Source organism: Allobosea psychrotolerans (genome assembly GCF_002917105.1).
GTDB lineage: Bacteria > Pseudomonadota > Alphaproteobacteria > Rhizobiales > Beijerinckiaceae > Allobosea > Allobosea psychrotolerans.
On the sequence record NZ_PQFZ01000001.1, the window covers coordinates 502,106 to 515,657 of the forward strand.

Annotated in this window: 13 protein-coding genes; 11 read left to right on the top strand and 2 right to left on the bottom strand. The window is 67.4% G+C overall.

All coding sequences use genetic code 11. The annotated features are described in order from the left end of the window. Nucleotide 1 precedes the first annotated feature (1 nt). Entirely contained in the window at nucleotides 2-1,432 is a 1,431-nt protein-coding gene (gene murD / locus CYD53_RS02455; protein ID WP_103716511.1) for a UDP-N-acetylmuramoyl-L-alanine--D-glutamate ligase, read from the top strand. Between the two features lie 25 nt (nucleotides 1,433-1,457). Here murD and CYD53_RS02460 read toward each other — a convergent pair whose 3' ends face one another. Then, complete coding sequence (locus CYD53_RS02460) at nucleotides 1,458-2,585, bottom strand: GGDEF domain-containing protein (RefSeq protein ID WP_103716512.1); 1,128 nt, start codon at nucleotides 2,583-2,585, stop codon at nucleotides 1,458-1,460. Between the two features lie 83 nt (nucleotides 2,586-2,668). Further along, the gene (locus tag CYD53_RS02465; RefSeq protein WP_103716513.1) at nucleotides 2,669-3,166 is read right to left on the bottom strand and encodes a GNAT family N-acetyltransferase; all 498 of its coding nucleotides are present in this window, start codon (nucleotides 3,164-3,166) and stop codon (nucleotides 2,669-2,671) included. Between the two features lie 127 nt (nucleotides 3,167-3,293). Here CYD53_RS02465 and CYD53_RS02470 point away from each other — a divergent pair, with 127 nt between their 5' ends. The 10 genes from CYD53_RS02470 (at nucleotide 3,294) to ftsZ (ending at nucleotide 13,520) form a co-directional block, all read left to right on the top strand. Further along, complete coding sequence (locus CYD53_RS02470) at nucleotides 3,294-4,427, top strand: FtsW/RodA/SpoVE family cell cycle protein (protein WP_103716514.1); 1,134 nt, start codon at nucleotides 3,294-3,296, stop codon at nucleotides 4,425-4,427. A gap of 17 nt (nucleotides 4,428-4,444) precedes the next feature. Then, nucleotides 4,445-5,542, top strand: coding sequence for an undecaprenyldiphospho-muramoylpentapeptide beta-N-acetylglucosaminyltransferase (gene murG / locus CYD53_RS02475; RefSeq protein ID WP_103716515.1), 1,098 nt, complete (start codon nucleotides 4,445-4,447; stop codon nucleotides 5,540-5,542). A gap of 19 nt (nucleotides 5,543-5,561) precedes the next feature. After that, nucleotides 5,562-6,965: a UDP-N-acetylmuramate--L-alanine ligase gene (murC, locus tag CYD53_RS02480; RefSeq protein WP_103716516.1), complete on the top strand. Its 1,404-nt coding sequence runs from the start codon at nucleotides 5,562-5,564 to the stop codon at nucleotides 6,963-6,965. Beyond that, the gene (locus tag CYD53_RS30965) at nucleotides 6,931-7,257 is read left to right on the top strand and encodes a DUF559 domain-containing protein (protein ID WP_425428253.1); all 327 of its coding nucleotides are present in this window, start codon (nucleotides 6,931-6,933) and stop codon (nucleotides 7,255-7,257) included. Before murC ends, CYD53_RS30965 begins: the two co-directional genes overlap by 35 nt. Beyond that, a complete protein-coding gene (locus CYD53_RS30970; RefSeq protein ID WP_103716518.1) occupies nucleotides 7,185-7,523 on the top strand; it encodes an endonuclease domain-containing protein in 339 nt (112 codons plus the stop codon). Before CYD53_RS30965 ends, CYD53_RS30970 begins: the two co-directional genes overlap by 73 nt. Before the next feature lie 13 nt (nucleotides 7,524-7,536). Next, nucleotides 7,537-8,469: a UDP-N-acetylmuramate dehydrogenase gene (gene murB / locus CYD53_RS02495; RefSeq protein WP_103716519.1), complete on the top strand. Its 933-nt coding sequence runs from the start codon at nucleotides 7,537-7,539 to the stop codon at nucleotides 8,467-8,469. 83 nt (nucleotides 8,470-8,552) lie between these two features. Next, nucleotides 8,553-9,467, top strand: coding sequence for a D-alanine--D-alanine ligase (locus CYD53_RS02500; protein ID WP_103716673.1), 915 nt, complete (start codon nucleotides 8,553-8,555; stop codon nucleotides 9,465-9,467). Between the two features lie 8 nt (nucleotides 9,468-9,475). Next, nucleotides 9,476-10,399: a cell division protein FtsQ/DivIB gene (locus CYD53_RS02505; protein WP_245928044.1), complete on the top strand. Its 924-nt coding sequence runs from the start codon at nucleotides 9,476-9,478 to the stop codon at nucleotides 10,397-10,399. After that, nucleotides 10,396-11,721 carry a cell division protein FtsA gene (gene ftsA, locus CYD53_RS02510; RefSeq protein ID WP_069692498.1) on the top strand — a complete coding sequence of 442 codons (1,326 nt, stop codon included), beginning with the start codon at nucleotides 10,396-10,398 and terminating at the stop codon, nucleotides 11,719-11,721. The genes CYD53_RS02505 and ftsA overlap by 4 nt, the downstream gene beginning before the upstream one ends. A 104-nt stretch (nucleotides 11,722-11,825) precedes the next feature. Then, nucleotides 11,826-13,520: a cell division protein FtsZ gene (gene ftsZ / locus CYD53_RS02515; RefSeq protein ID WP_103716521.1), complete on the top strand. Its 1,695-nt coding sequence runs from the start codon at nucleotides 11,826-11,828 to the stop codon at nucleotides 13,518-13,520. Nucleotides 13,521-13,552 lie beyond the last annotated feature (32 nt).

A 13,552-nucleotide genomic window follows, 5' to 3' on the forward strand; every position in this document is an offset into this window, starting at 1 on the left:
CATGACGCCCCTCACCGTTTTCAAAGGCAAGCGCCTGGCTCTGTTCGGGCTTGGCGGCTCGGGGCTGGCGACGGCGCGCGCCCTGAAGGCGGGCGGGGCGGAGGTCGCGGCCTGGGACGACAACCAGGCGAGCCGCGACAAGGCCGCGGTCGAGGGCATCGCGATTGTCGATCTCGCCCTGGCGGACTGGGCGGGTTTCGCGGCGTTCGTCCTGTCGCCGGGCGTGCCCCTGACCCACCCGCAGCCGCATTGGACGGTCGAGAAGGCTGGGGCCGCCGGGGTCGAGATCATCGGCGACGTCGAGTTGTTCTTCCGCGAGCGGGAGGCGATCGCACCCGCCGCGCCGGTCGTCTGCATCACCGGAACCAATGGCAAGTCGACGACGACGGCGCTGATTGCGCATGTGCTGCGCCAGGCCGGCCGCGACGTGCAGATGGGCGGCAATATCGGCACGGCCGTACTGGCGCTGGAGCCGCCGGCACAAGGCCGCATCCATGTCATCGAATGCTCGAGCTACCAGGTCGACCTCGCGCCCTCGCTGGCACCGACAGTCGGCATCCAGATGAATCTGACGCCGGACCATCTCGACCGGCATGGCACCTTCGAGAACTACGGCGCGATCAAGGAGCGCCTCGTCGCCCAGTCCGACATCGCAGTGATTGGGGTCGATGACGAGCCGTCCAAGCAGATGGCGCGACGCCGCGCGGCCTCCGGCCGGCCGCTGGTCAAGATCAGCGGCGAGCAGCCGCTGGACGAGGGCGTCTTCGCCGGCATCACGGCCAATGCCGGCAAGCTCGACACCCGCATCGTCCAGGTCAGGGGCGGCAGGCCGAAGGTCGTGGCGAACCTCGCCGGCATCGGCAGCTTACGCGGCTCGCACAATGCCCAGAACGCGGCGGCGGCATTCGCCGCCTGTTTCGCGCTGGGACTGAGCGCCGAGGAGATTGCGGCGGGCTTCAAGACCTATCCGGGCCTGGCCCACCGCATGGAGGAGATCGGCCGGGTCGGCCGGGTCGTCTTCATCAATGATTCCAAGGCGACCAACGCCGATTCCACCGAGAAGGCACTGACCTCCTTCCGCGACATCTTCTGGATTTTGGGCGGCAAGGCGAAGGAGGGCGGCATCGAGAGCCTGACGCGCTACTTCCCCAACATCGCCAAGGCCTATCTCATCGGCGCGGCGAGCGATCTTTTCGCGGCGACCTTCGATCAGGACGGTCGCGTCGTTTACGAGCGCAACGGCACGCTCGATGTCGCGGTCGCCGCCGCGGCCCGCGATGCGCAGGCTCAGCCCGGTGAGGGCGAGATCGCGGTGCTGCTCTCGCCGGCTTGCGCCTCCTTCGACCAGTTCCCGAATTTCGAGGTGCGCGGCGACGCCTTCCGCGCGCTGGTCAAGGCGCTACCGGGTTTTGTGCCGTTCGGGGCGGGCTAGCCCGGGACAACCGGGCGTTCACGCATCACACTGCGGCGGGCTGCCCTGCTGCCGAGGAGATGCTGTATCGTCCGCGCCCGGCCTCCTTGGCCGCGTAGAGTTCGCGATCGGCCTTTTGCAGGAGCGCATCGGGCTCGTCGCCGGGTGGCCTGCAAATCGTGACGCCGACGCTCACTCCGACCCGGATTTCGCGCCCGTCGATGATGACCGGCGCGGCTATGGTCTCGACCAGGCGCTGAGCCAGGACGCAGGCCTCGGCCTGCTCCGTGAGCGGCGTCTGAATCAGCGCAAACTCGTCTCCGCTCAATCGCGCGACGATGTCCGACGACCGGGACGCCGCCTTCAATCGCAGGGCGATCTGGCGCAGGAGTTCGTCGCCGGCGGCATGACCCAGGGTGTCGTTGACCGCCTTGAAGTGATCGAGGTCGAGATAGAGAACCGCGAAGCTCTGGCTGTAGCGCCGGCTCCGGTCGCACTCCTCCTGCAGGCGCTGGCGGAAAAGGGCGCGGTTGGGCAGCAGGGTCAGATCGTCATGCAAGGCCTGCCGCGCCAATTCGCGATGGGCGACGATCCGGTCGAGGATGGTCATGTGCAGGTGCGAGATCATCTCGAAGCCGATGACCAGATAGGCGATCAGCATGACCGCCATCAGGAGGTGCTCGGGCTCGGCATTGACCAGGCTCGCGACGATCGGCGGGGCCAGCGTCAGGACAAGCTGGATACGGGCGATCATCGGCCGAACGGCGACGCGAATGATCATCCCGCAGGGATAGGCGACCAGCACGGTCGCGATCAGCAATTGCGCCGAAGCCTCACCGGTCAGGAAGACATAGGCGGCGACGCCGCCCAGCAGCGCGCAAAATGCGAAGCCCCCGAGGGCATAGCGGCGCTCCCACCGCCGGGCCTGTTCGGCGCTCTGGATCCTGGGCCTGGCCCGCCGATACGCAACCGTGATCAGGACGCGCCCGGTCGTGACGATCGCAGCCGCGATGCCGGCCGCCGCGACGATCTGATCCTCGTATAGGGCCGAACTCATCCACGCTGCCGCGGCCAGAGCGATGCCGACGGTGACAACGGAGGCCAAGGACGTGAACATGATGTCGACGAGCTCGGGCAGGACATTGTCCGGGGCTCGGGCGGGCGCTGTCGTCATGAACCTGTCTCCGTGCGTGCAGGTAGCATGGAGGGCTTAACTGAAGTTGTCTCGCGGAACTCGCATTCTGCCGGCGTCCGGCTCTAGGAAACATCGAAGCCGGGGCGAAAGGAGACTTCGCCTTTCGGTGCTGGCCCTCGGAATGTCAGGAACTGCAGATAGCCGGGCAGGATATTGCCGTAGTGGAGGTCGGAAGCGCTCTCGAAGCCGAAGCGAGAGTAGTAGGCGGGGCTGCCGAGCAGGATGCAGCCGGCTGCCTTCATCGCCCTGAGTCTGCCGAGACCATCGTGAATCAAAGCCTGGCCGATGCCCTTGCGTTGCTGGGCAGGCCGGACGGAGACCGGTCCCAGCCCATGCCAGTCGCCTGCTTCGCCGTTGATCCTGACCGGCGAAAAGGCGACGTGGCCGACGATCTCGCCATTCCGGCGTGCAATGAGCGAGAGGGTCAGCGCCCCTGCCGCCCGCAAGGCGTCGACGATCCTGGCCTCGGTCTGCTGGCTGAAGGGCATGCCCTTGAAGGCCTCATCCGTCAGCTGATGGATCGCCAGCGCGTCTTCGAGGCGTTCTTGCTCGATCGGCATAGGGGCCTCCCTCGTGGTTCCTGTGAGCGTCGGCACTGCCCTCGGAATCAAACGCTTAACCATTCATTGACAGAGTGATTCGGAAACGAGGCGCATTTCTGCGCCGTGCTCGATCTTGGAGCCAAGCATGGTCTCTCGCGCGGAACCCAGTCTCAGCGGCCGCTGGTGGTGGTCGATCGACCGCCTCATCCTCAGCGCTCTCGTGGCGCTGATGGTGTCGGGCGTCGTCTTGCTGATGGCAGGGGGGCCGCCGGTCTCGGAACGGCTCGGGCTCTCGACCTTCCATTTCGTCAACCGCCAGGCGGTCTATCTGCTGGTCGCGCTGACCGTCGTCATCGCCGTCTCGTTCATGACGCCGCGCCAGGTCCGGCGCTCGGCCTTGCTGCTCTTCGTGGTCTCTCTCGCCATGGTGGTGGCGACGCTTTATCTCGGCGTCGAGGTCAAGGGCGCACGGCGCTGGCTGACCATGGGGCCTCTGGGCTCGGTGCAGCCTTCCGAATTCCTCAAGCCAGCCTTCGTCGTGCTTGCGGCCTGGGCCTTCGCCGAGGGCACGCGCCGGCCCGACCTGCCGGGCACGATCATGGCCTTCCTGCTGCTGCCATTGACGATCGTGCCGCTCGTGCTGCAGCCCGATTTCGGCCAGACCATGCTGATCACGCTGGTCTGGGCCGGGCTGTTCTTCGTCGCCGGCCTGCACTGGTTCTGGGTGCTGGGACTGGGCGGAGCCGGCGCCTTCGGCATCCTGGTCGCCTATCAGCTCGTGCCGCATGTCCGCGCCCGCATCGAGCGCTTCATGGACAAGGGCTCGGGCGACACCTTCCAGGTCGACACCGCGCTGGAGAGCTTCGCGCAGGGCGGCTGGTTCGGTAAAGGGCCGGGCGAGGGCACCGTGAAGCGCATCCTGCCCGACGCGCATACCGACTTCATCTTCGCCGTCACGGCGGAGGAGTTCGGCATCATCGTCTGCATCGCGCTGGTCATGCTGTTTGCCTTGATCGTGCTGCGCGCGCTGTTCGTGGCGCAGAAGGCCGAAGATCCCTTCGTGCGCCTGGCGACGACGGGCCTCTCGCTGCTCTTCGGCATCCAGGCGGCGATCAACATGATGGTCAATCTGCACATGATGCCGGCCAAGGGCATGACGCTGCCCTTCATCTCCTATGGCGGCTCGTCACTGATCTCGCTGGCGATCGGCACCGGCTTCCTGCTCGCCTTGACGCGCAAGCGCCCGCGCGCCGTCGATCTCGGCGCATTCAGGCGCTGACCGCGATGGCAAGGGAGATGGCAGCAAGGGACCTGCTCGTCGTGCTGGCCGCCGGAGGGACCGGCGGTCATCTCTTTCCGGCCGAGGCGCTGAGCCATGCGCTGCATGCGCAAGGCGCGCGCGTCGTGCTGATGACCGATACGCGCGCCGCCGAATATGCCGGCAATTTCCCTGCCGAAGCGGTGCATGCCGTCCAGGCGGCGACGCCGTCGGGCCGCTCGCCCTTGAAGATGGCAGGCGCATTGCTGACGCTCGCAAAGGGTGTTTTCGCGGCGCGACGGATCGTCAAGGAACTCAGACCGGCGATCGTCGTCGGCTTCGGCGGCTATCCGACGGTCCCTCCGGTGCTTGGCGCCTCGCTTGCGGGCGCCAGGACACTGATCCACGAGCAGAACGCCGTGATCGGCCGCGCCAATCGTTTCCTGGCCGGTAGAGCCGACGTCATCGCGACGGGCTTCGCCGAGGTCGGCGGGCTGTCGGCCTCGGCCAAGGCGAAATGCATCCAGGTCGGCAATCCGGTGCGTCCGGCCGTGATCGAGGCGGCCTCGCCCTATGCCGCCCCCGGCGACGGCATGCTCAATCTGCTTGTCTTCGGCGGCAGCCAGGGCGCCCGGATCATGGCCGACATCGTGCCGCCGGCGGTCCAGTTGCTGACCGAGGCCGAGCGCGCGCGCCTGACGGTGACCCAGCAGGCCCGGCCGGAGGATGACGAGCGGGTGCGCCGCATCTATGCGAGCGCCGGGGTCAAGGCCGAGATTGCGCCCTTCTTCAAGGATCTGCCGGCACGCATGGCGGCCGCGCAACTCGTCATCGGGCGCGCCGGGGCCTCGACCGTGGCCGAGCTGACCGTGATCGGCCGGCCGGCGATCCTCGTGCCGCTGCCGGGCGCGCTCGACCAAGACCAGGCAGCCAACGCCGCCGTGCTCGAGCGTGCCGGTGGCGCGATCCGCGTGTTGCAATCCGATTTCACCCCGAGACGGCTGGCGAGCGAGCTCTCCGGTTTGCTCGCCGATCCCAACCGCTTGACGGCGATGGCGGCAAACGCCAAGAGCGCTGGCATTCCCGATGCAGCCGATCGGCTCGCCCGCCTCGTCATCGACGCCGCTGCGTCCTAGTCTCCACAGGAGTTCCCCGATGAAGCTGCCGCCAAAGCTCGGCTCCATCCATTTCGTCGGCATCGGCGGCATCGGCATGTCCGGTATCGCCGAGGTGCTGCACAATCTCGGCTACAAGGTGCAGGGCTCGGACGCCGCCGACGGCGCCAACGTCAAGCGGCTTGCCGACAAGGGCATCAAGACCTTCGTCGGCCACAAGGCCGAGAATCTCGGCGAGGCCGAGGTCGTCGTGGTCTCCACTGCGATCAAGCGCGACAATCCGGAGCTCATCGCCGCGCGCGAGCAGCGCCTGCCGGTGGTGCGCCGTGCCGAAATGCTGGCCGAACTGATGCGCCTGAAGAGCTGCGTCGCCATCGCCGGTACCCATGGCAAGACGACCACGACCTCGCTCGTCGCGACGCTGCTGGAGAAGGGAGGGCTCGACCCGACCGTGATCAATGGCGGCATCATCAACGCCTACGGCACCAATGCCCGCATGGGCGAGAGCGACTGGATGGTGGTCGAGGCCGACGAGTCGGACGGCACCTTCCTGAAGCTGCCGGCCGATATCGCTGTCATCACCAATATCGACCCTGAGCATCTCGACCATTTCGGCACCTTCGACGCGATCAAGGCGGCCTTTCGCAGCTTCGTCGAGAACCTGCCCTTCTACGGTTTCGCGGTGATGTGCATCGACCATCCGACCGTGCAGGGGCTGGTCGGTCAGATCGAGGATCGCCGCGTCGTCACCTATGGCGAGAATCCGCAGGCCGATTTCCGGCTGATCGATATCGACCTCACCGGCGGCCAGGCCAAGTTCACGCTCCTGATCCGCGACCGCAAGCGCGGCCGCGACGAGGTCGTGCGTGACCTGATCATGCCGATGCCGGGCCACCACAATGCGCTCAACGCGACGGCGGCGATCGCGGTCGCCTATGATCTCGGCATCCCGGTCGAGAGCATCCGTGCGGCTCTCGCCGGCTTTGGCGGGGTCAAGCGGCGCTTCACCAAGACCGGCGAATGGAACGGCGCGCTGATCTTCGACGATTACGGCCACCACCCGGTCGAGATCGCCGCCGTGCTCAAGGCGGCGCGCGCCTCGACCAAGAGCAAGGTGATCGCCGTGGTGCAGCCGCATCGCTACACCCGGCTCTCCAGCCTGTTCGACGATTTCGCCGCCTGCTTCAACGACGCCGACACGGTGATCGTGGCCGAGACCTATGCGGCGGGCGAGACGCCGATCGCAGGGGCCGACCGCGATTCGCTGGTCTCCGGCATCAAGGCGCGCGGCCACCGCCACGCGCTGGCGCTGGAAGGCCCTGACAAGCTTGCCGGCATGATCGCCGAGATCGCCGGGCCGGGCGACTATGTCGTGCTCCTGGGCGCCGGCAACATCACGCAATGGGCCTATGCGCTGCCGGGAGAGCTGGCGGCGTTGGGTTGAACCGCGACGGTTGACCCTTCTCCCCCATCAAAGTCGGCGGTTGCCGACTTTGACACTTTGGGTTGCCCCATCTCTGGCAAGCCCGAGATGGGCGGGAGAAGGTGGCCGGCGAAGCCGGTCGGATGAGGGAAGTCAGGTGCTGGAGCGAAAGAACTCGCCCGAAACGCTCGACTTCGCCCGCCGGCAGCGCGGGCAGCCGATCCGGGCGGAAACGGCGTCTTGGCAAGCAGTCCGAAGCCGTCGATTCCACGGCCTCAAATTCAAGCGACAAGCAGCGATCTGGCCGTCATAGCGGATTTCTGCTGCTTCGAGCACAGGCTCGTGGTCGAACTGGACGGCGAACCCCACCTGACGGACGAGGCGAGACTCAGAGTCGCTTCTCGCGACGCCTGGCTCAAGCGCGAAGGCTATAAGGTCTTGCGCTTTCCGAATGAGCGCGTGCTAGGAAACCTCGAATTCGTTTTGCGCGAGATCGCCGCCAGGACCGGTCTCGCCGGACTTCCCTCATCCGACCCGGCTTCGCCGGGCCACCTTCTCCCCCGAGGGGAGAAGGGTTAGCGCGGCGCTTCCCATGACCTTCCCCGACATCACCTCCGCCATCCGTGCCTCGGCTCCCGATCTGCGCGGCCGGCTCCTGCCCAATCACGACATGTCCGGCCTGACCTGGTTCCGCGTCGGCGGGCCGGCGCAGGCGCTGTTCACGCCGGCGGATGAGGAGGATCTGGCTCAGCTGCTGGCGCACTTGCCGGCCGAGATCCCCGTCACGGTGGTCGGGCTCGGGTCGAACCTGATCGTGCGCGATGGCGGTATTCCCGGCGTCGTGATCCGGCTCGGGGGCAAGGCCTTCGGCGAGATTTCGTTGGAGGCGGGCGACCGCCTGCGGGCCGGTACCGCCGTGCCCGACGTCAAGGTCGCGCGCGCGGCGGCCGACGCCTCGCTCGACGGGCTTGCCTTCTATCGCGGCATTCCCGGCTGCATCGGCGGGGCGCTGCGCATGAATGCCGGCGCCCATGGCGGCGAGACGACCGATGTGCTGGTCGAGGCGCGCGGCGTCACCCGCAAGGGCGAGATCGTCACGCTGAGCCATGCCGATATGGGCTTCACCTACCGCAACAGCGCGGCCGAGACCCATGAGATCATCTTCACTTCGGCGCTGTTTCAGGGCCGGCCGGGCGATCAGGCGGCGATCTTCGCCGAGATGGACCGGGTCACGGCAGCGCGCGAGGCAGCCCAGCCGATCAAGGAACGCACCGGCGGCTCGACCTTCAAGAACCCGCAAGGCGGCAAGGCCTGGCAATTGATCGATGCGGCCGGCTGCCGCGGCCTGCGCATCGGCGGGGCGCAGGTCTCGGAGATGCACTGCAACTTCCTGATCAACACCGGCGGCGCGACAGCGGCCGATATCGAGGGCCTCGGCGAAGAGGTGCGGCGCCGGGTGAAGCAGAACTCCGGCTTCGAACTGCAATGGGAGATCAAGCGGCTCGGCGTGGCGAGCCAGCATTAGCTCCTGCCGCCGGCCCCCTATCTCTTAACGCCGCATTAACCATGATGGGTCGAGGTTCGCCGTAACAGGGAGCCATGACCGCGATGACCAGACACGTCGCAGTGCTGATGGGCGGATGGTCCGTCGAGCGGGAGGTCAGCCTCAGCAGCGGCACGGCCTGCGCCAAGGCGCTGGAGAGCGTCGGCTTCCGCGTCACGCGCATCGATGTGCAGCGCGACATCGCCCAGGTGCTCGCCGATCTGCGCCCCGATGTCGCCTTCAACGCGCTGCATGGCCGCTTCGGCGAAGATGGCCTGATTCAAGGCGTGCTCGAGATTCTGCGTATCCCCTACACACATTCGGGCGTGCTCGCCTCGGCGCTTGCGATTCGCAAGGACAAGGCGAAGCTCGTTGCTGCGGCGGCCGGCGTGCCGGTGGCGCATGGAATCGTGGTTTCGCGCTTCGAGGCGGCGAAAGAACACGTTCTGCAGCCGCCTTACGTGCTCAAGCCGATCAATGAAGGCTCGTCCGTCGGCGTCGTGATCGTCAAGCAGGGCCGCGAGCACCCCCCGCAAGAAATCGCCCGCGAGGACTGGCCCTGCGGCGATACGCTGTTGGCTGAAAGCTTCATCAGGGGGCGCGAGCTGACCTGCGCCGTCATGGGAGGCAAGTCGCTGGGCGTGACCGAGATCCGGGCCTCGACCGGGGAGTTCTACGACTACGATGCGAAATACACGAAAGGTGGTTCGATCCACATCTGCCCGGCTCAAATTTTACCAAAAATTTACCAGCAGATCGAAGAGTGTGCGTTAACGGCGCATCAAGCAATCGGGTGCCGGGGCGTTAGCAGGTCTGACTTCCGCTATGACGACGAGACCGACACTCTCGTCTGGCTGGAAGTCAACACGCAGCCCGGCATGACCGAAACGAGCTTGGTGCCCGAATTGGCCGCCCATGCGGGCATGAACTTCGGTGAACTCGTCAAATGGATGGTGGAGGACGCCTCCCTCGATCGGTGAATGCGGTGATGGCGTCAGCCACCTCCCGCTTGCCGGTCCCTGCCGCCGGGCCGCAACTCCTCGTCGGGGAACGGTCTGGGCGCTGGCTGCGCCGCTCGCGGCGCAGTGCGGTCGCGGTGCCTCTGGCGCAGCGCCTGCCGCGCCGCATCGGCACCTGGCTTGCACTCGGTTTCCTGAGCCTGAGCATCGGCGCGGGCAGCGTGCTGGGCGGCCATGTCGAAGCCTTGCGCCAGGCCTATGGCGAGCCGCACCACATGCTGGCCCGGCTGGTCGGGCTCGGCATCGACCGCGTCACGATCTCGGGCCTCACGGAGTTGTCCGAGGCCGAGGTCCTGGTCGCGGCAGGAATCGATCCGAAGATCTCGCTCGCCTTCTTCGATGCCGACCAGGCCCGCAAGCTCCTGGAGGCGACGCCGCTGATTCGCGAGGCGACGGTCCGCAAGCTCTATCCGGGCGAGATCTTGATCACGCTGGTCGAGCGCGAGCCTTACGCGCTCTGGCAAGTCAAAGGCGACCTGTTCGTGATCGCTGCCGACGGCACGGTGATCGACAAGATGGATGACGGACGCTTCGCGCATCTGCCGCTCGTCGTTGGGCCCGGCGCCAATCTGCGCGCGGCCGAGTATATCGCGCTGCGCGGCGAGGCCGGGCCGCTGGCGCCGCATATCCGGGCTGCGACGCTCGTCTCCGGGCGCCGCTGGACACTCAAGCTCGACAACGGAATGGATGTGCGCCTGCCCGAGATTCAGCCCGGTGTCGCGGTGAAGCGGCTCGCCGGGCTCGAAAGCGATTTCCGCGTGCTCGACAAGGATCTGCTCGCGATCGACCTGCGCCAGCCCGACCGGGTGGTGATGCGATTGTCGGAAGAGGCGGCCAGCGCCCGCGCAGAACAGCTCAAGAGCAAGACCAAGAAGAAGGGAGGCGAAGCATGAATCTGACCTCCCAGGGCCTGACGCCGCGGATGCGGCCCTTGTCGTCGCGCAAGAGCGCGACCTTGTCGATTCTGGACATCGGCACCAGCAAGGTCGTTTGCCTGATCGCCGAACTGAACCCGGCTGAGGCCAATGAACGGCTGCGCGGTCGCACCCATGTCGCGCGCATCATCGGCATCGGCCATCAGCGTTCGCTCGGCCTCAAGGGCGGGGCGATCATCGATCTCGAAAGCGCCGAGCGGGCGATTCGCGCGGCCGTCGACGCGGCAGAGCGCATGGCCAAGGTCGAGGTCCAATCGGTCATCGTCAACCTGACCGGCGGCCGGCTCGGCTCCCAGCATTACGCGGCGGGCGTCGATCTGCGCGCCGGCGCGGTCGGCGACAGCGACGTCAAGCGCGTGCTGGCAGCGGCGGCGATGCATGCGCTCAAGCCCGGCAAGGCCGTCCTCCACGCCCTTCCCACCGGTTATGCGCTCGACGGTTCCCCCGGCGTGCTCGATCCGCGCGGCCTGATCGGCGGCAAGCTCTCGGTCGACATGCATGTCGTCGCCAGCGAAGCCTCGGCTGCGCGCAATGTCATGCTCGCAGTCGAGCGTTGCCATCTTGAGGTCGAGGCGGTCGTCGCGACGCCTTACGCGTCCGGCCTTTCCGTGCTGGTCGATGACGAGGCCGAGATGGGCGTCGTCGTGGTCGATATGGGCGGCGGCACGACGAGCCTCGGCGTCTTCTCCGGCGGCCATCTGATGCATGCCGATGCGATCGCTGTCGGCGGCAACCACATCACCATGGACGTGGCGCGCGGGCTCTCCACCCGTGTCTCGGCGGCCGAGCGGCTGAAGACGCTACACGGCTCGGCGATCTCCAGCGCCTCGGACGAGCGCGACATGATTTCGGTGCCGCAGGTCGATGACGACGAGCGCGACATGCCCAACCACCTCGCCAAGTCGCATCTGGTGCGGATCATCAAGCCGCGCGTCGAGGAGATCCTCGAGCTGGTACGTGACAGGCTCAGCAATGCCGGCTTCTCCGCCCAGGCGGGACGCCGCGTCGTGCTGACCGGCGGCGCCTGCCAGCTCACCGGCCTGCCGGAGGCGGCGCGCCGCATCCTCGGCGGTCAGGTCCGCACCGGCCGGCCGCTCGGCATCAAGGGCTTGCCGGAAGCGGGCAAGGGACCGGCCTTCGCGGCGGCTGTCGGGCTCTTGGTCTATCCGCAGGTGGCGCATGTCGAGCATTTCGAGCCGCGCGCCAGCTCGGCTTATTTCGCCACGGGAACGGACGGGTATTTCTCCCGCGTCGGCCGGTGGCTGAAGGAAAGTTTCTAAGGGGTAACGGCGCGCCGGGGCGTTTTTCCGGCGGCGCCAAGTGTCAATCGTAGCAATCGGGACGGCTCCCGCCAGGCGCCGGACAAGGATCAAAAGAGGCAACCATGGCGATGAATCTGCAAGCCCCGGACATCCGGGAACTCAAGCCCCGGATCACGGTGTTCGGTGTTGGTGGAGCCGGCGGCAACGCCGTGAACAACATGATCGAGGCCGGTCTCGACGGCGTCGATTTCGTGGTCGCCAACACGGACGCCCAGGCGCTGGCGCTCAGCCGCGCCTCGCGCATCATCCAGATGGGCCTGCAGGTCACCGAAGGTCTCGGCGCCGGCTCGCAGCCTGAGGTCGGGCGCGCGGCGGCCGAAGAGGTCATCGACGAGATCCGCGACCACCTGGCGGGCGCGCATATGGTCTTCATCACCGCCGGCATGGGCGGCGGCACCGGCACGGGCGCGGCTCCCGCGATCGCCCGCGTCGCCCGCGACATGGGCATCCTCACCGTTGGCGTCGTCACCAAGCCGTTCCAGTTCGAGGGCCACCGCCGCATGCGCATGGCGGAAGCCGGCATCGGCGAGCTGAACGAGGCGGTCGACACGCTGATCGTGATCCCGAATCAGAACCTGTTCCGTGTCGCCAACGAGACCACCGGCTTCGCCGACGCCTTCGGCATGGCCGACCAGGTGCTCTATTCCGGCGTCGCCTGCATCACCGACCTGATGGTGCGTCCGGGCCTGATCAACCTCGACTTCGCAGACGTGCGCGCCGTGATGCGCGGCATGGGCAAGGCGATGATGGGCACCGGCGAGGCGCAGGGCGAGAAGCGCGCTCTGTCGGCCGCTCAGGCTGCGATCAACAACCCGCTGCTCGACGATGTCTCGATGAAGGGCGCGCGCGGTCTGCTGATCTCGATCACCGGCGGGCGCGACATGAAGCTCTATGAGGTCGACGAAGCCGCTACCCGTATCCGTGAGGAGGTCGATTCCGAGGCCAACATCATCGTCGGCGCGACCTTCGACGAATCACTTGAAGGCATCGTGCGGGTCTCGGTCGTGGCGACCGGCATCGACAAGCCGGTCACCACCCAGGCCGAGATGGACGAGACTGAGGCCCGCATCGCCCAGGTCGCCGAGCGTCTGAAGGCGGAAGCCCGCCTGCGCAGCACCAGCGCCCCGGTGCGCGGCTTCACGCCGCCGCCGGCGCCCGAGCCTGTCATGGATCTGCGCATGCCGCAGCAGGCCGAGCCGCTGCGCGCCCCGGCGCCCGCGCCGATCAACGAGGACATCCATATCGAGCCGGTCCAGCCGCGCGCGATGATGCCGGCGGCCCCGGCTCCCGAGCCGATGTTGTCGGTCCCGCAACAGGCCATGCCGGAGAGCAGCTTCATTCCGCCGTCCCCGGAGCGCGCCGTGATCCGCCCGACGCGGATGCCCCGCATCGAGGATCTGCCGGTGCCGGCGCAGAACCAGATCGCGGCCCAGCGTGGCGCGCAGTCGGCTCCCCCGCCGCCGAACTCCGCCGACCAGAAGCGGATGTCGCTGATGCAGCGCCTGGCCTCGGTCGGCTTCGGCCGCAAGGAGGATGAGGCTCAGGAGCCGCAGGCTCCGCTGCGCCAGGCTCCGCAGCCCCCCGCTGCGGCGCCCGCGCCGAGCGCGGCCCATGCCGAGTATATGCGCCGTCCGCCGCAGCCGGCCGCGCGCCCGGCGCAGGGTCAGCTCGACCAGATGGGTCGCGCCGCCCCGAATCGCAGCAGCGAGGAAGACCAGCTGGAAATCCCCGCATTCCTGCGCCGCCAGGCGAATTGACCCGGGGGTAGTTCTTCCCCCTCTGTAACAAA

What these genes read in the sequence shown, in the direction of transcription:
- CYD53_RS02460 (WP_103716512.1), bottom strand. Translation starts at nt 2,585, where the DNA reads ATGACGACAGCGCCCGCCCGAGCCCCGGACAATGTCCTGCCCGAGCTC.
- CYD53_RS02505 (WP_245928044.1), top strand. Translation starts at nt 9,476, where the DNA reads ATGGCGTCAGCCACCTCCCGCTTGCCGGTCCCTGCCGCCGGGCCGCAA.
- CYD53_RS02465 (WP_103716513.1), bottom strand. Translation starts at nt 3,166, where the DNA reads ATGCCGATCGAGCAAGAACGCCTCGAAGACGCGCTGGCGATCCATCAG.
- murC (WP_103716516.1), top strand. Translation starts at nt 5,562, where the DNA reads ATGAAGCTGCCGCCAAAGCTCGGCTCCATCCATTTCGTCGGCATCGGC.
- ftsZ (WP_103716521.1), top strand. Translation starts at nt 11,826, where the DNA reads ATGGCGATGAATCTGCAAGCCCCGGACATCCGGGAACTCAAGCCCCGG.
- CYD53_RS30965 (WP_425428253.1), top strand. Translation starts at nt 6,931, where the DNA reads ATGCGCTGCCGGGAGAGCTGGCGGCGTTGGGTTGAACCGCGACGGTTG.
- CYD53_RS02500 (WP_103716673.1), top strand. Translation starts at nt 8,553, where the DNA reads ATGACCAGACACGTCGCAGTGCTGATGGGCGGATGGTCCGTCGAGCGG.
- CYD53_RS02470 (WP_103716514.1), top strand. Translation starts at nt 3,294, where the DNA reads ATGGTCTCTCGCGCGGAACCCAGTCTCAGCGGCCGCTGGTGGTGGTCG.
- murB (WP_103716519.1), top strand. Translation starts at nt 7,537, where the DNA reads ATGACCTTCCCCGACATCACCTCCGCCATCCGTGCCTCGGCTCCCGAT.
- murD (WP_103716511.1), top strand. Translation starts at nt 2, where the DNA reads ATGACGCCCCTCACCGTTTTCAAAGGCAAGCGCCTGGCTCTGTTCGGG.
- ftsA (WP_069692498.1), top strand. Translation starts at nt 10,396, where the DNA reads ATGAATCTGACCTCCCAGGGCCTGACGCCGCGGATGCGGCCCTTGTCG.
- murG (WP_103716515.1), top strand. Translation starts at nt 4,445, where the DNA reads ATGGCAGCAAGGGACCTGCTCGTCGTGCTGGCCGCCGGAGGGACCGGC.